Source organism: Oscillatoria salina IIICB1 (assembly GCF_020144665.1).
Taxonomy (GTDB): domain Bacteria; phylum Cyanobacteriota; class Cyanobacteriia; order Cyanobacteriales; family SIO1D9; genus IIICB1.
This window is the reverse complement of record NZ_JAAHBQ010000012.1, coordinates 30,609-48,203: the sequence shown is the minus strand read 5'-3', so window position 1 is coordinate 48,203 and position 17,595 is coordinate 30,609. Positions and strand designations below refer to the sequence as shown.

Sequence of the window (17,595 nt, the reverse complement as noted above, 5' to 3'; positions counted from 1 at the left end):
GTAAAATTCAAAAAGTTTATTTCAATAAAAATAAATTGCTAAGTTAGATATATAGCAGCGAATAATAAATAGCGATCGCGATAATCGCCCTCCAGAATTTTAATTACTAATATTTGTGTTTAAATGACAAACACTTTATCAATTATTTATAGCTTTTTTATAGTTAATTTTTGGTAAATAAAACAGATTGTATTTCACTTTATTAATACTTAAATCAAGTGGAATTCTTTGAGGGCAGGATAAAAGTTTTTGTTTTCGTGGGAAGGGCGAGAAAGTTTAATTAAAGCGAAGCGTTGGAGGGGAGTTAAATTTGCCCATTGTTGGGGGGCGATCGCTACTCCGAATTCTTGTGCTTTAATTTGGGTATCAGTGGGTACTGTCTCCCCATCTAACCAGGGAGGATGTTCGGCAATCGCTAGTTCTTTGGCTTCGCTACCTGTATATCTTGTGACTAAATTTTGTAAATATTCTCGATATCCTCTGGCTTCTGATTCAGTCTGACAAGGGATTTCGACTAATGTCCGTCGTTCTTCTTCGCTGAATTGATGCCAATGGTTTAGCTTCAGTTTCACGCCACAAGTATCTAGTTTATAACGCACTTGCATGGGAATGCAGCGCAGAGAATCGACAAAATCGGCTTCAAAGTCAAAAAATTTACTCATGTTTCATTCCTGCAATGTCTCAGTTTTAGCAATCTATTGGCGATCGCCTTTAGGCAAAATCTTAAGAAAATATGTAAACTCTTTTACATTTAGTTAAAACTTTCTGTAACATTCGCTACATTTGCTTAAATTTAAAATAGGGACTGGAAATCTGGGACATCAGAAGTCAAACCTCAATCCCAAGCAAAATTAGTAAATATTAGGAAGATAACGATGAACGCGCACGAACTTACTAGCGAAATAAAATTTAATTCTTCTTATTCGGAAGCAATCCGAATCCAAAAAAGAGTCTCGACAGTTTTCTTAGTAGTTTTAAGTTCATTGATTTTTGGTTCTTTACCTCTTATTGCTATTTTGCTAGCAGGAGAAAACCTAACTCAAAATTCAGCAAGACCTAGTCAAACTAATGTTTGGCAAGTTTTGGGCGAAAGAACTTAAAAATATTTTAGCAGGTAATTTTCCAACTAAATTAACTTCTTTAAGTCAGTAACTAACAAACTCAAAACCTAGCCAAAATTTAATTTAAAATTACCAATCGGATAACTATAGATCGAGCCGATTAACTTTCGCTTGCGCCCACAACTAAAGAAAGTAACTTATTAACTGGAGTTAACTTTTCCTCGGCGGGAAGAGAATCTAACTCTGCTGTAACAGGTACAATCTGTACTGCACAAGCCTTCAATTCGGGTTGCTTAGAATAGGGACAAGATTCAGGGTGAGTCAAAGCATTAGCTTCAGCATCCTGCGCCCAAAGTTCGCCCCAGTGCATCGGGACAAAAACTGTACCCGGAGCGATCGCTTTAGTTACTTTAACAGGTAAACGACTCAGACCGCGACGCGATCGCACTTCCACCAAACAACCATCTTCAACACCCAACTTACTCGCATCGCGAGGATGAACCTCTAAAAACGGATTTGGGTGCATCTTCGTAATTTTCTCAATTCTACCCGTGCGAGTTTGGGTGTGCCAGTGACCATAAAGTCGTCCCGTTGTCAAGACAAAAGGATAATCAGAATCGGGTGGTTCTGCCAATCCCCGCGAGTGGAAAGCCCCAAATCGCGCCCGTCCATCAGCAGTCTTAAACCGCCAATCAGTATACAAACGCTTACTTTCCGTTGTCGGTTCGGAACCTTCTGGAAAGGGCCACTGTTGCGGACCATATTTCGCCAAGAACTCGTGGCTAAGTCCAGTCATATCGCACAATTGTCCCCGCGTCAATTGCACAAACTCAGCATAAACATCAGCCGAACTAGCAAAAGCAAACTCTTCAGTAAAACCTAAGCGACGACCAACTTCCGCCAAAACTTCCCAATCTGCCCTCGCTTCACCTGGGGGTTGGTGAAAAGCTGGACACAAGGTAACTCGACGTTCAGAATTAGTCATAATTCCCGTCTTCTCACTCCACTGCTTCGCAGGTAGCAAAACATGAGCATAAGCAGCCGTTTCCGTGGGATAATAAGCTTCCTGATACACCGTAAAAGGCGACTTGAGCAAAGCTGCTTTGGTACGATTGATATCGGGCATACTCACCGCCGGATTAGTCGCTGCAACCCAGAGAAATTGGACATCTCCAGTTTCCAAACCAGTAATCATTTCCCAAGCATTAAGTCCATTTTCGCTCGGAATGCGACCCGAAGGTAAACCCCAAAACCGTTCAACTTCAGCGCGATGTTGAGGATTTTTCACCTGACGATAGCCTGGTAACAAATTAGCCAATCCCCCGGCTTCTCTACCACCCATTGCATTTGGTTGACCTGTGAGAGAAAAAGGTCCACACCCAGGTTTACCAATTTGAGCAGTCATCAAATGCAGATTAATTAACGTGCGTACCTTCGCCGTTCCTTCACTCGACTGATTCAAGCCCATCGACCACAGAGAGAGAACTTTATCAGCCTCAGCCCAATAACGAGCCGCTTTTTCCAAATCATCCAAACGAATACCGCAACGACGAGCAACCAGTTCCGGTGGATAATGTTGAATGATCTCAGCATAAGCAGGAAAATCCTTCGTACACTCATCAATAAAATAAGTGTCAATTGCACCCCAACGCATGAGCAAATGAGCGATACCGTTAAAAAGGTCGATATCCGTACCTGGTTTAATAGCTAAATGCAAATCCGCTTTTGCCGCCGTATCCGTGCGTCGGGGATCGACGACAACCATTTTTACCTTACGATTCTTTTTGTGATACTTAGCCAAGCGATTAAAAATAATCGGGTGACACTCAGCCGTATTTGTCCCAATCAGAAACGCACAATCAGTTTCTTCGAGGTCATCGTAGCAACAAGGAGGACCATCAGAACCGAAACTTTGAATATAACCCGCTACGGCTGAAGACATACATAAGCGAGAATTAGCATCAAAGTTATTTGTACCGAGACAACCTTTGAGCAATTTCTGAGCAACGTAGTAATCTTCAGTTTGAAATTGACCGGAACCGTACATACAAATTGCTGACGGACCGTAAGTAAAGCGAACAGTTTGCAAATGATTGACGATTCTATCTAAAGCTTCATCCCAACTAACGCGGCGAAATGGCTCATCTAAAGAATCGCGCATCATCGGATATTTCAGGCGGCTTTTGTCGAGAGATTCGCTAACAGTCGCACCCTTAACACAAACCATACCTTTACTAGAGGGATGAGCGCGATCGCCTCTCACTTGCCAAATTGGATTTCCTTGACTATCTCGATTGGTAGCTTTTCCTGGTTGGGCTGGAGGAGAAACTTCCAACCCGCAGCCGACACCACAGTAAGGACAAAGTGTTTTCGTAGAATCAGTCATGGCGATCGCACCTCTTATAATTCTGCTTTGATGGGGACTGGTGACTGGGGATTGGGGATTGGTGACTGGGGATTGGGTTCAGTTATCAGTGAACACTTAGCAGTTTATACTCTAATTCCCCCTTGTCTTCCTTGTCCCCCTTGTCCCCCTTGTCTCCGTTAGTAGGTTTGCTCGTCTGCAAGAGTTGGTACTGGTGGTACTGGCAATTCTGGTTCATCACCTTCATGATGTTCGGCGAAGGAATTTTTCGGTTCTTTGAGGAAAAACCAGCAGAGGAAAGTAATAATCAAAGCCGTAATTCCGAGAACTTGGAAAAAGACGCGGTTGCCAACATCACCTTCAGGTAACAAACTATAAATTGTGAGGTAAGCTACTGCACCGACGTTTCCATAAGCACCAACGTTACCAGCAACTTGACCAGTGACGCGCCGCTTAATTAGAGGAACGATCGCAAAGGTTGAACCTTCACCTGCTTGGACAAAGAACGAACAAGCCATTGTCAGTAATACCGCACCAGGTAGCCACCAACCACCTGTCACTGTACCCATCAGCAAATAGCCAATCCCCATGCAGCCTGTTAAAACAGTCATTGTCCATTTCCGGCTACCTAAAGTGTCGGAAATTAAACCACCACCAGGACGAGACATCAAGTTCATAAAAGCGTAGCTAGCAGCAATCATTCCGGCGGCTGGTTTGCTTAAGCCAAAGGTTAATTCAAAGAATGCTGGTAGCATCGAAACTACGGCTAATTCTGAACCAAAATTAACTAAATAAGTTAGCTCTAACATGGCAACTTGGGAGAACTTGTAGCGGTCTTCAGGAGGATAACGCTTTTTACCCATTAAGAGGTCTTTGTTGACGTCCCAGCACTTATAAGCTTGGAATAAGTACAAACCGAGCAATGCTAACAAAGTGATAGTTAGTCCGGTAGTATCGAAGAATCCAATTTTCGCTAAACGCCAAGCGAGAACAGCGAGAATACCAACTAGAGGTACATTCATCAGCATCAAAAACCAGAAGTCTTTTACAGTCGTAACTTCTAAACCGCCTTGACGGTTGGGTCTTTGATAAACTTTGCCTGGAGGAGTATCTTCGACACTAAAGTAGTAAAGCGCACCATAAACAGCCGCGACGATACCTGTTAGCGCGATCGCCATCCGCCAATTCAGTAGATTTCCTGAACCGAAAGTTAGAAATAAGGCGATCGAGGGTAAGGTAAATGCTGCTGCTGCGGAACCAAAGTTACCCCAACCACCATAAATTCCTTCAGCTAAACCAATTTCTTTGGGGGGAAACCACTCAGCAACCATGCGGATACCAATTACAAAACCCGCACCCACTATACTTAACGCCAAGCGACTAATTACTAATTGGCTGAAATTTTGGGCGGCGGCAAAGGCAAGACAAGGAATTGCCGCATACATTAGTAGTAATGAATAAGTTAGTTTCGGTCCGAAACGGTCTAACAGCATCCCAATAATAATCCGGGCTGGTACTGTTAAAGCCACATTACAAATAGCAATTGTTTTGATTTGCTCTGGTGCTAATCCTAAGTCTTCCTGAATTGCTGTGGCGAATGGGGCAAAGTTAAACCACACTACAAACGAGAGAAAGAATGCAAACCAGGTCATGTGTAAGATTTTATATCTATCGCGAAATGACCATAATTCTTTGAGCATCTGTTACCTTCCTTGATTCTTTAAACGCTTCCAAACGAACTGATAGATTATTTAATCTGTCTAATTACTGATTTTGGGCTGACTAGTTGGAAAATTTTCTTTGATGTTTAGTTAACTTCTATCGATTAGATTATTTGCTTTGATTAATTTTCAATTTGTCAATTTAAGTTTAAACGAGGATTTTTTCCAGGTTAGTTAGCTTTTGCCAATTACTCGGTATTTTTTGTAACAAACAAAAGCCTTTAACCAAATAAATCTTCCTCTCGATAGACTTAACTTTTCATCTTGCTATCAGGGTTACATTTACTTTTTTGAAAAATCGTATATTTAGTTACAATTTTTTCAATTTAATCCGTAATTTGCATAAATATTATTCTGCTGACGCATCGTAATTCTACTTACAAAAAAATAACGACTAAAAAATTTTCTAGTCGTAAAATTTCCAGCTTTTCTGAATTCAGCAAGCTGGAATTTGTAATTAAAATGATTTGCACGAGACAGCTTGAATCTAAGAGCAAGGTCAACTAATGGTACTTGCTAGCTACGCTCAATCAATTCTTGCCAATTAATAATTGCCAAATTTCGCTCTAAGTTTGCCGAGATTTAGCACCAAAATTTTCAATGAGCAAATGGCGCAAAACTGGTAAAAGATCCTCACAGACAATACCTTTTTGCACGCAAGTTCCCAGTGCAGCATCTTTACCAACTTTGCCACCCATATAAATATCTACACCTTCAACAGTTTTACCATCTTTACGCACTTTAGTTCCCATTAAACCGATATCGGCAACTTGTGGTTGACCGCAAGAATTGGGACAACCAGTCCAGTGAATGCGAACTTTTTGAGTTATTTCTAACTCTTCTTCCAAAATACGAACTATTTCTAAGGCGCGATTTTTCGTTTCGATCAAAGCAAAATTACAAAATTGAGCGCCAGTACAAGAAATTAGCGATCGCGCTAGCGGTTTCGGTGCGATGGAAAACTTATTTAATAAAGGTTCGGCTAAAAAGTCATTCAAACGAGAGTCGGGAATATGGGGAATAATGACATTTTGCTCGACTGTCAAGCGAATTTCGCCATTACCATATACTTCCGCCATTCGCGCTAAATCAAACATATCTTGCGCGTACAATCTACCGACGGGAACGTGCAAACCTACATAATTTAATCCTGGTTGCTTTTGCTGGTAAACACCCAAACAATCTCGTTTTTCCCAGTCAATTTTGTCTTCTGGGGCTGCACTTTGTAACTTTCTTCCCAACTGCTTCTCGACTTCAGCACGGAATTTTTCAATTCCCCACTCGTCAATTAACCACATCATCCGAGCTTTTTGTCGATTTGCTCGCGAACCATTGTCGCGATAAACTTCTAAAATGGCGCGGCAAAGATCGACTACTTCGCGATTTGGTGGAACCCAAACCTTAAGAGGAATTGCTGCATCGCAACGTTTAGCAGAAAAGAAACCACCAACTAGGACGTTAAAACCTAATTCTCCATCTTTATCGGCGGGAACGAAAGCAATATCGTTAATTTCAGCGTGAACGGAATTGTCTCGACCGCCTTCAATGGCAATGTTAAATTTACGTGGTAAGTTAGTAAATTCGTAGTTACCTTGACTATTTCCAGTAATCATATCCTGGACTTGTTGCACTAAATCGCGAGTGTCAATCAATTCGTCAGCATCAATTCCCGCGACAGGAGATCCGGTAATGTTACGCACATTGTCCATTCCTGACTGTACGCTGGTTAAACCAACTTCGGCAAATCGAGAGAAAATATCGGGAATGTCTTCTAAACGAATTCCTCGCAGTTGCAGGTTTTGTCTGGTGGTGATGTCAGCGTTACCATCTTCGCCATAACGTTGTACTATTTCGGCTAATACTTGCATTTGAGTGCTGCTAAGGATACCGTTAGGAGTCCGCATTCTCAGCATAAATTTGCCTGGAGTTACAGGACGATAAAATACTCCTACCCACTTGAGACGATGCTCTAAATCGTCTTTATCCATTGCTTCCCAACCGATTTTGGCAAAATAATCTAATCGATCTTTGACTGCTAAACCATCTTTTTCGGCTTTAAGTTTTTCAAATTTATTCAGCTTTTGGTTTTTTGTGGGTGGTGTAATTGCCTGTGTCACAGAATTTCCTCCTAATTTTGAGCTTTTTGATGCTTTTTCCCGTTTGCTGAGGGTAAAAATTTGGCTTGAATAAATAAATTTTTGATATGCGTGAAATTATGTTATGCAGCTAAATCGGGTAATGGCTGCGCTGACGCGTGGGTACGAATGGCGTTCTTGGCTTTCTTGTTTACTATTTATTGCGGAAATATCTGGGGTTTTTGTAACTTTTGTTACAATTTTTTCGCTAGGTTGCAGTTAGCACATTATAATTATGTAGTTTTAACATAATAACCGAGCTTCCTCACAAAAAGTGACCCTGTAGAATCTTGCTGTTAAGCAAACAAGCTTCTAGAGAAAGTTTGCTTTGAGAAAGAAAACTCGACAATTGCTATTGCAATCGAGATTTACTTCTTTTAAAATCATCTTTTAGACTTGTCCTTGGGAAAAGGTAGGCGCGATTTGGTGGCGATCGCTGGTTAGAAGATTCAATAACCCCCACCTGCTTTCTGCGAGGTGGGGGTATCCACAAGAATTTTTTGGTGAATCGATCTTGTTTGAGTGGATTCATTGTTTAGTTAAAATTTTGGTTTTCTTAATTTCTTTTCGTTGGTATTTTCTTAGATTGAGTTGACTTATAATTAGCGATTATCCGTTTTTTGAATATATTTAATGCGCGGAAAGCATAAAGTGAGAAAGCTAGCGTAAATAATGCTATTTAGCGAATAATCTAGAGAGGACAAAGAAGATAAGCAAAAGTAAAGATATTAAGTTCGTAATTTTTTGATAATTATCTAGAGAAATAATTGGTTATTGGTTAAAGATTGGTTTAAAATATTACTCATATAAATAAGAGAATAAACTCGAAATTAACTAAATATTGAAAATAAAAAATGCCCAAAAGAAAAGACCAAGAAAAATGCTTAGTCTGAACCAAAAGTAGAGCGATTAAAATTAATAGCTATGTCTCAAATACTCAAGCAAGCTAGAACAGCCGCAGAACAAGAAAATTGGTTAGAAGTGTGTAACTATTTACGACGGCTACCACTAGGGAAAAAAGAAAACTCGACCGCAGAACTTTCCGAGTTAGCGATCGCGGATGCGATTGAGTTGGCGATACAAGTTTTGCATCAAGGAGACTTTCAGCAAAGATGGGATGTAGCTAAACTGCTGCCTAAATTAGGTCAAGGTGTAGTTGCACCTTTATTAACAATTCTCGAAGACGAACAAGAAGATTCTGAAGTTCGTTGGTTTGCAGGTCGAACTTTAGGAGAATATGAGGATCCGGCGGTGGTATTATCTTTAGTGAAACTGCTACAAAATCCCGATACTGATGAAGAATTAGCAACAATGGCAGCCCAAGCTTTAGGAAATTTGGGTACTTCAGCAATTGAAGAATTAAGTAAATTATTATTACCAAAACTTGCCATCGATGCGCCTCTAGTCGAAGAACAAACTAGACTGTTAGCAGTGCAAGCATTAGCGCAAATTCGCCGTTCGGAAGCGATCGAACCTTTACTACAAGTGGTTGGCGATCGCCACCCAGAAATACGCACTGCCGCAATTGAAGCTTTGAGTAGTTTTCACGATCGCCGCATTACTTTAATCCTCATTAAAGCACTTCAAGATCCAGCCAAAGCCGTCAGAAAAGAAGCAGCAATCGGGCTTAGTTTTCGGACTGCGGATTTAGCAGAATTTGATTTAGTTAATCAGATCAAACCCTTGCTAAATGACTTATCAATCGAAGTTTGTCGTCAAGCAGCGATCGCCCTCGGACGTTTTGGTACCGATGAAGCTGCTGATGCTTTATTTCGCGTCCTCAAGTCAGCCGCAACGCCTTTAGTGTTGAAAATAGACCTTGTTCGTGCTTTAGCTTGGGCAGAAACCACCGCTAGTTTAGAATATTTACAAGAAGGACTGCGTTGGTCAGCACCAGAAGTATGTCGGCAAATTATTACACTGTTAGGGCGAGTAAAATCACCCACGCTGAAAGCAAAGGCTACTCAAATTTTAATTGAGTTTCTTTATTCTGGACAAAATGCTACCTTTGAAGCGACAATCAAACAAGCGATCGCTACTTCTTTAGGACAACTCGGAGAACCCCAAGCGATCGAGGCGTTAGAGAAATTAGCAGGCGATTCCGAACGAGTAGTAAAATTACACGCGATCGCTGCTTTGAAAAAGTTATCATTATCCGATCGAAAATCCTCACAGCCCCAAGAAAAAACTGAAAAAGTAAGTGGATAAAAGAAATTTTTGGGCTCGGATAACACAGTTTGCTTATTGAACGAGCGGTGATGAAATTTCACTTTTTCGATACAGAAAACAAAGCTTTGTTCCTCACACCACATCAATGATACTCTCTCAGCTTTAGCTTGTGAGAGTATTTTTTTAGGTGAGGCTAAATTTCGCTCGTTATATAAAATATTCATATTAAGTATAAAAAAACACCAAAAACGAAAGCTTAAGATTCTCTCACTGTCTCAATAGTCTGGTATTTTGGTAGTTAGAGTATCCCCACGACTATACAACTAAATAACGAATTTTAATCTCATTTGTGCATCAGCAAAATCCTACTTCTGCATAAAAACAAAAATTTTGTATCCAGGCATACAAAAACCTAAAGTGAAACAAGGCATTAGTCATAAAAGTAAAGACTAACTGAATTAACAAAAGTTAGTTTTGAACGGCAATTTAGGTGTGAGGAAAAAGGAAAAGATGCCACAAAAAGTTTGGCTTTCTTTAATTTACTTTCCAGCAATATTCGGAGCAATTTTTGTCAACTCAGGAAGAGTAAACGCAACTGAAGATAACTTTTCTATTTTAGCTAACTCAACCATTGAAGCGACTGTAGCAACGGAAATAACCACAACTGCATCCGAGGCAATTGAAGAAACCACAAATTCCCCCGTTTTCTACAGTCAAACGCCATTTCTCAACAACGAAGAGATAGAGCAAATTCCCCAAGTCAATCAACTTCAGGAAAATCAATTACCTCCAACTGAGGAATTTTTGAATCTTCCTGATAGTAACTCAATGGAACAGATTACGAACGTTAACCAATTACGGGACGTTTCTCCTAGCGATTGGGCTTATGAAGCACTGCGAAATTTAGTTAATAATTACGGCTGTATTCAAGGTTATCCTGATGGTACATTTCGAGGAAATCGGGCGTTAACTCGCTACGAATTTGCCGCAGGTTTAAATGCTTGTTTAGAAGTCTTAGCAGCCCGAATTCGTGAAGGTGGAGGTACGACTATTACTTCATCTGTCACCGAAGAAGATTTAGTAGTTTTGCGGCGTTTAATTCAAGAATTTGAAGCAGAATTAGCTACTTTAGGAACTAGAGTAGACGACTTAGAAGCAAGAGTAGCTTTTCTCGAAGACAATCAGTTTTCAACTACTACTAAATTAGCCGGAGAAGTTATCGTTGGTGTGGCTGATGCTTTCGGTGAGGATGTAGGCGATGATGTTAATACAGTCTTACACGATCGCGTCCGTCTCAATTTCCTAACCAGTTTTACTGGGAGAGACTTACTGCAAACTCGTTTACAAGCTGGTAATGCAGAGTTGTTGCTTCCAGGAACAGTTTTTGACGATGGTTCCAGTGCTACTCAAGAAGGACGCTTTACTTATGATGGTAGTAACGGTAATGATGTCATTATCGACATTTTACGCTATCGTTTTCCGTTAGGCGATCGCGCTTCAGTCGAACTAATCGCTAATAATGGACTCCACCACTATTATGTCGATACTGTCAACCCCTTTTTTGAAGGTCGTGCAGGTGGTGAAAATGCGATTTCTCGTTTCGCCGAACGTAACCCAATATATCGTATTGGACCGTTTGGTGCAGGTGCAGCTTTAGCATACCGACCCAGCAACAGTATTCGCCTAGACTTAGGATATATTTCCAACGAAGCCGAAGATCCTTCCGAAGGTGCAGGTTTATTCAACGGAAACTATTCCGCGATCGCCCAACTTGTTTTTGGTACTCGTTACAAACTAGGATTAACTTACGTCCACGCTTACGACGGTACTAGCGCTAGCGATTTCCCCAACCGCTTCGTCCTCGGCGGTACCGGAACCGCCTATGCTAATCTTAACCCCGCTCAACTCTCCAATGTTACCGAACTGAGCGCCGCACAACTGAATACCCCCGTTGTCTCCAACTCCTACGGTATCGAAGCTTCTCTCGGCTTGAGCCCCAACTTTATCATCAACGGTTGGGTAGGTTTAACTGATGCTCGTTTAGTTGGTTTAGGTGACGCAAGAATCTTGAACTTCGCTGTTAACGTTGGTTTCCCCAACTTCGGTGGTGAAGGTAATCTCTTAGGTTTTGTTGGTGGTGCTGCACCTACTTTAATCGATCTTGAAATCCCTGGTGATGAAGATTTTGAAGATGACTTAGCTTTTCACGTTGAAGCTTTCTACAAAATGCGAGTCTCGGATAATATTTCCATTACTCCCGGCGTAATTTGGCTACCTTCTCCTAACCAAAATGCTAGTAATAGCGACATATTTATCGGTACGCTACGAACTACATTCCGATTCTAAATACTTGAATCAAATTCGCTAAATTCACCTTCTAGCCCGCATCGACGGGCTTTTTTGTTATCTTTCATCTTCGTCTTACTTTACTTGAAATCAGCGATAATCTCGATCGCCTAACTCAAACATCTTACTCGCTGGGGTTTTTGCCTAAGTCCGAATCGATTAATTTGCAAGTAGGGGCGATCGCGGGGGGATTGCCCCTACTTGACCAAAGGAGAAGAATATGAGATAAATATGAAAAATGAGACAAATATGAAACCAAGCTCAACCATAGCTCAATGACAAAAACTTTCTTTCCACGGGGCATTGTTCTTACCTTCAGTTTAGCGCTAGGAGTCTGGCTAGCTGGCTGTAGCGGGACAGAAGTAAATTCACCTTCTGCAACCTCAGAAGAGACAACTGAGATTACTAGCAACCAACCAGCGAACACAGAAGGTAAAAAGAAAGTCCTCACCACCTTTACCGTCTTAGCTGACATTGCTCAAAACGTAGCAGGTGACAAACTAGTCGTGGAATCAATTACTCGTATCGGCGCAGAAATCCACGGTTACGAACCCACACCAAGCGACATTACCAAAGCTCAAGATGCCGACCTAGTTCTTTATAATGGAATGGGTTTAGAGCGTTGGTTTGAACAGTTTTTAGGTAATGTAGAAGATGTTCCCTCAGTGCTGCTAACTGAAGGAATTGAGCCAATTCCCATTGCTGAAGGACCCTATACTGACAAACCTAATCCTCACGCTTGGATGTCACCAAGAAATGCGCTAGTTTACGTCGAGAATATTCGCCAAGCTTTTGTGGAATTAGACCCCGAAAATGCCGACACCTACAACGCAAATGCGGCAGCTTACAGCGAAAAACTCAAAGAAATCGACGCTCAACTTCAGGCAGATTTAGCAAAGGTACCTGAAAAGCAGCGCTATCTAGTTAGTTGTGAAGGTGCATTTTCCTACCTAGCTCGCGACTATAACCTCAAAGAAATTTATATGTGGCCGATTAATGCCGAACAGCAGTTTACACCTAAACAGGTAAAATCTGTCATCGATAAGGTAGAAAACAACGATGTGCCAACAATTTTTTGTGAAAGCACCGTCAGCGACGAAGGACAAAAGCAAGTAGCAAAAACGACAGGAGCGCGGTTCGGTGGCAACCTTTATGTAGATTCACTTTCTACTGAAGAAGGACCAGTGCCGACTTTTATCGATTTGCTGGAATACGATGCTCGCACGATTACTAACGGTTTGTTAGCAGGTAGCAATTCTCGGTAGTTCCAGAAAATATTTAGCAAGCTTATGAAAACTATGACTCAACCTTTTAGCATTACAGTGGATAACCTGAGCGTCACTTACAGCAATGCTCGATTAGCTCTTTATAACGCTAACTGCATTGTAGAACCTGGCACGATTACTGGTTTAGTGGGACCAAACGGCGGCGGTAAGTCTACTTTATTTAAATCAATTATGGGCTTTTTACAGCCCAGCCAGGGAAAGATTCGGATTGGTAGTTTTTCTGTCCAAAAAGCGCAAAAGCAGCAGTTGATGGCGTACGTACCTCAATCAGACGAAGTGGACTGGAATTTCCCAGTGAGTGTCTTTGATGTGGTGATGATGGGGCGTTATGGCTACATGAACTTACTGCGAATTCCGAGTGCGAAAGATCGTCGGCTGGTGATGGAAAGCTTGGAAAGAGTGGGAATGAGCAATTTTCGCCATCATCAAATTGGCGAACTTTCCGGAGGTCAGAAAAAACGGGCTTTTTTAGCGCGGGCGCTTGCTCAAGAAGGTAAGGTGATTTTGTTAGATGAGCCTTTTACTGGGGTAGATGTTAAGACTGAAAAGCGAATTATCGATCTGTTGATCCAGTTGCGAGCAGAAGGACATACGATTTTGGTATCTACTCACGATCTTGCCTCGATTTCCACATTTTGCGATCGCACGATTCTCCTCAATCAAACTATCCTGGCTTCGGGAACTACTGAGGAAACTTTTACTGAAGAGAATCTGACAATGACTTTCGGCGGTTTACCTGTGACTAGCTTACGCCAGATGTTTCACAAGTCTGAGGTGGATGCGTGAGCGATTTAATGATGGTAATTCCTCTGTGGAATTGGCTGGTTGAACCTTTGCAGTATGGGTTTCTCGTTCAAGCTATTTGGGTTAGTGCTTTTGTTGGGGTCGTCTGTGCGGTACTTTCCTGCTACATTACGCTCAAAGGTTGGTCTTTGATGGGTGATGCTGTTTCCCATGCCGTGGTACCGGGAGTTGTAGTAGCCTATGCTCTGAATATTCCTTTTGCTGTCGGAGCTTTCTTGTTTGGCTTTGGGGCTACAGTAGCGATTGGTTATATCAAATCAAAAACCCGTCTGAAAGAAGATGCAGTAATTGGGGTGGTGTTTACGGGTTTTTTTGCCTTTGGGATTGTTTTGGTGACGAAAATTCCTAGTAATATTGACCTGTTTCATATTCTCTTTGGCAATGTGTTGGGTATTTCTCAGGAAGATATTATTCAAACTTTGATTGCAGGTTCGATAACTTTGCTGGTGATTTTGTTGCGACGTAAGGACTTGTTACTATTTTGTTTTGACCCTAATCATGCTAAAGCAATTGGGTTAAATACTCAATTTATGTATTATACGTTGCTCTCGGTGCTTGCTCTAACGATTGTCACGGCTTTGCAAACCGCAGGGATTATTTTGGTGATTGCGATGCTGGTGACACCTGGGGCGACGGCGTACTTGTTAAGCGATCGCTTTGATTATATGCTCTTAATTTCCCTGGCAACCAGTGTTTTATCTTGTGTGTTGGGAACTTACCTCAGCTATCATTTGGATATCTCCACAGGTGGCGCAATTGTCGTACTTTTAACGATTTTCTTTGTAGTGGCGATGGTATTTGCACCGAAGTACGGTGTTTTGGCGCAAAATTTTCGACGACACTCTCAGCCTGGTTTAGATGAAGCTGAAGAGCGAGATTTAGTTGGCGATCGCTCGTAATCTCAACTTTTTCTCACTTAAAATATCGACAATTTTTCCATTTGGTACGCAATTTCGGAGGTAAAGTTAAGTGCATCCCGATATGCCAAACAAGCCCGACGTAGCATTTCTTTTTGAAAAGGAAGTGACTTCTAGTTTTAGTTTGGCGGTTAGGGTTTGCAACATTCCTGGTTCTTACGACTTTTGTTTATCCTAGCGTAGTCGTAAGTCTTTGGGGGGTCTTGTCTGACTCCATATTTTATCCATCTCGCCATACCTCCCTCCACCTGCGCTTTGTGAGCTAAAAAAAGCAAAGCTTCGAGGTGGGGGAATCCTGGCGAATTATGTTGAAAGCACTGGCATTTTTGTTATTTGTCTGATTCGGCGCATTTGTCAACCTCAATTATGCAGATCGCGCATAAAAAATTCTTTTTACTGTATCAAGCTCTACCGAACTACAAAAAAAAATAGGCTATCTTCAAAAAAATTACAAAATGTAATCAAATTACCAATCATCATGCGTATTGAGCAGTTGCAAGCATTCTTAGCGATCGCTGAAACAGGAAACTTTGGACAGGCAGCACAAAAGTGTGGCGTAACCCAGTCTACCATCAGTCGTCAGATTCAGTCTTTAGAAAGCGACCTCGGTTTGCAGCTATTTCATCGCACTTCCCAAGCCAAGTTGACTTTAGGAGGAGAAACTTTATTTCCTCGCGCTCGCAAAATTTGTTTAGAATGGCAAAATGCGATCGCCGAAATCCAGGATTTAGTTGCGGGAAAACAGCCAGAACTTTGTGTCGCAGCAATTCATTCGGTTTGCGCTTATTACTTACCGCCAGTATTACAGCAATTTTGCGGCGATTACGCTGAGGTACAATTACGAGTAACCGCATTAGGCAGCGATCGCGCTTTGAAAGTGTTGCGTGATGGTTTGGTAGATGTAGCTATTGTCATGAATAATCGCTTTCTCACGGCTAGTCAAGAAATGGTCATCGAGGTATTATTTAATGAAGCGATCGAAGTGTTAATGTCAGCTAATCATCCTTTAGCAGAATATCAAGAAATACCTTGGGAAAAACTGGTGGAATATCCCCAAGTCGTATTTAAAGATGGTTATGGAATGCAGCGCCTCGTGCAAGAGTGGTTTGCACGTCAAGGTGTTACTCTCAAAGCAGTGATGGAGTTAAACACTTTAGATGCTTTCCGAGGAGTAGTACGTCAAGGAAAAGCGATCGCCTTATTACCTCAATCAGCTTTAATTGAAGCAGGTCAAGATTCAACTTTAGCCGTTCGTCCTATTGTCACCAATAATAGCAAATCTGGTCATAGTTCTACCAATTTTGAGCCTAATTTTAGTCGCGAAGTGGCTTTGGTGACAACCCGCGATCGCCTCGATATTCCTCCCATTAAACATTTCTGCGACCTAGTTCGAGATATGATGATTCCACAAGCCAACTTTCTCAGTAATCTTTCTCTATCTTCTTTGACTGCTTTAGTTGGTTAAATCACCAGAGGAAAAACTGCGATTACAGTTTCAATCCTAAAATCGTGCGTCTCTACTACTCAGGGAATAATCGATTGAGTCATTCCTCTAAAATGAAACCATCAGCAACAAACCATGAGCAATCAATTTCGAGAATTGTTGAAAAAAATCGGTAGTGGCGCTCATACAAGTAAAGATTTAAGTCGCACAGAAGCTAAGGAAGCAATGCAAATGATGTTGCACTCACAAGCAACACCAGCCCAAATTGGCGCTTATATGATTGCTCATCGGATCAAACGCCCCACGGCTGAAGAATTAGCAGGAATGCTCGACGCTTATCACGAAATTGGACCGAAACTTAAGCCCTTTGAGGGGCAATCTTCACATCTAGTAACTGTCTTGGGAACGCCTTATGATGGACGAAATCGTACTTCACCTGTTACGCCCATAACTGCTTTAATGTTAGCGATCGCTGGAGTACCAATTATCATGCACGGTGGCGATTGTATGCCAACTAAATTTGGGATTCCGATGAGCGAAATTTGGCAAAACTTAGGTGTAGATTTCACTAATTTATCACTGATTCAAGCTCAAAAATTATTAGAAAAAACTGGCTTAACTTTTGTTTATCTTCCTCAACATTTTCCTCAAGCTAATCAATTAGTTCCCTATCGAGAGCAAATCGGCAAACGTCCGCCCATCGCAACTTTAGAATTAATTTGGTCGCCTTACGCTGGCGATGCCCGCATCATTGCAGGTTTTGTTCATCCACCCACTGAAGAACGTTTCTGTAAGACTGCCCAATTAACCAATAATATTACTCAACTGACAACTATTAAAGGTTTAGAAGGTAGTTGCGATTTAGCCCGAAGTCGTACCGGAATTATCGGAGTATGTAAACCAGATGGGGAACCAGATTTTGAACGTATTTTCTTACATCCCCACGAATACGGTTTTGCAGGTAAAGATGTACCTTTAGAATCTATCATTCAATTAGCAAAAGATTTACAAAATATTATTCAAGGCAAACCGATCGCCCTCATGCAAGATGCAATTTGGAACGGTGGATTTTATCTTTGGCATTGTGGGATTTGTGCAGATATTAACACAGGTTTTGCTCAAGCGGAAGGAATGTTAATAAAAGGTAAGGTAGCAGCTAAATTAAAAGAAATAACCCAAGCAATAGAAGTCATTAAAAGCAGCGATCGCCTCAGTAGAAAAAATCGCACGGCAAATTGTTGAAGAAAAACACAATGGAAAGATTGAATGTCACTCAAAACTCGGACGGGGAACGACCTTCGCGATCCGGATTCCTTGGGGAGAATAGCTTTTCTTTGTTGCTACTCC

The 17,595-nt window shown here is 41.5% G+C and carries 12 protein-coding genes; 8 read left to right on the top strand and 4 right to left on the bottom strand.

Annotated features, from left to right (window positions below; translation table 11 throughout):
* Positions 1-209: 209 nt before the first annotated feature.
* Positions 210-662 carry a nitrate reductase associated protein gene (locus G3T18_RS04610; RefSeq protein WP_224409353.1) on the bottom strand — a complete coding sequence of 151 codons (453 nt, stop codon included), beginning with the start codon at positions 660-662 and terminating at the stop codon, positions 210-212.
* Between the two features lie 213 nt (positions 663-875).
* On the opposite strand from G3T18_RS04610, the gene G3T18_RS04605 reads away from it, so the two are divergent.
* Complete coding sequence (locus G3T18_RS04605; RefSeq protein ID WP_224409352.1) at positions 876-1,100, top strand: hypothetical protein; 225 nt, start codon at positions 876-878, stop codon at positions 1,098-1,100.
* 121 nt (positions 1,101-1,221) lie between these two features.
* Here the strand turns inward: G3T18_RS04605 and G3T18_RS04600 are convergent, their stop codons facing one another.
* The 3 genes from G3T18_RS04600 to G3T18_RS04590 form a co-directional block, all read right to left on the bottom strand.
* Positions 1,222-3,447: a molybdopterin oxidoreductase family protein gene (locus G3T18_RS04600; RefSeq protein ID WP_224409351.1), complete on the bottom strand. Its 2,226-nt coding sequence runs from the start codon at positions 3,445-3,447 to the stop codon at positions 1,222-1,224.
* A gap of 158 nt (positions 3,448-3,605) precedes the next feature.
* Complete coding sequence (locus tag G3T18_RS04595; protein ID WP_224409350.1) at positions 3,606-5,126, bottom strand: MFS transporter; 1,521 nt, start codon at positions 5,124-5,126, stop codon at positions 3,606-3,608.
* Between the two features lie 587 nt (positions 5,127-5,713).
* A complete protein-coding gene (locus G3T18_RS04590; protein WP_224409349.1) occupies positions 5,714-7,264 on the bottom strand; it encodes a ferredoxin--nitrite reductase in 1,551 nt (516 codons plus the stop codon).
* A gap of 942 nt (positions 7,265-8,206) precedes the next feature.
* On the opposite strand from G3T18_RS04590, the gene G3T18_RS04585 reads away from it, so the two are divergent.
* From G3T18_RS04585 to G3T18_RS04555, 7 genes are all read left to right on the top strand, one after another.
* Positions 8,207-9,490, top strand: coding sequence for a HEAT repeat domain-containing protein (locus tag G3T18_RS04585; RefSeq protein WP_224409348.1), 1,284 nt, complete (start codon positions 8,207-8,209; stop codon positions 9,488-9,490).
* A gap of 471 nt (positions 9,491-9,961) precedes the next feature.
* A complete protein-coding gene (locus G3T18_RS04580; RefSeq protein WP_224409347.1) occupies positions 9,962-11,797 on the top strand; it encodes an iron uptake porin in 1,836 nt (611 codons plus the stop codon).
* Positions 11,798-12,072: 275 nt separating this feature from the next.
* Entirely contained in the window at positions 12,073-13,062 is a 990-nt protein-coding gene (locus G3T18_RS04575; RefSeq protein WP_224409346.1) for a metal ABC transporter substrate-binding protein, read from the top strand.
* A gap of 24 nt (positions 13,063-13,086) precedes the next feature.
* Entirely contained in the window at positions 13,087-13,869 is a 783-nt protein-coding gene (locus tag G3T18_RS04570; protein WP_318013927.1) for a metal ABC transporter ATP-binding protein, read from the top strand.
* On the top strand, positions 13,866-14,786 hold the full coding sequence (locus G3T18_RS04565) for a metal ABC transporter permease (protein WP_318013926.1): 921 nt from the start codon (positions 13,866-13,868) through the stop codon (positions 14,784-14,786). The genes G3T18_RS04570 and G3T18_RS04565 overlap by 4 nt, the downstream gene beginning before the upstream one ends.
* A gap of 496 nt (positions 14,787-15,282) precedes the next feature.
* The gene (locus tag G3T18_RS04560) at positions 15,283-16,269 is read left to right on the top strand and encodes a LysR family transcriptional regulator (protein WP_224409345.1); all 987 of its coding nucleotides are present in this window, start codon (positions 15,283-15,285) and stop codon (positions 16,267-16,269) included.
* Between the two features lie 114 nt (positions 16,270-16,383).
* On the top strand, positions 16,384-17,490 hold the full coding sequence (locus tag G3T18_RS04555; protein ID WP_224409344.1) for an anthranilate phosphoribosyltransferase family protein: 1,107 nt from the start codon (positions 16,384-16,386) through the stop codon (positions 17,488-17,490).
* Positions 17,491-17,595 lie beyond the last annotated feature (105 nt).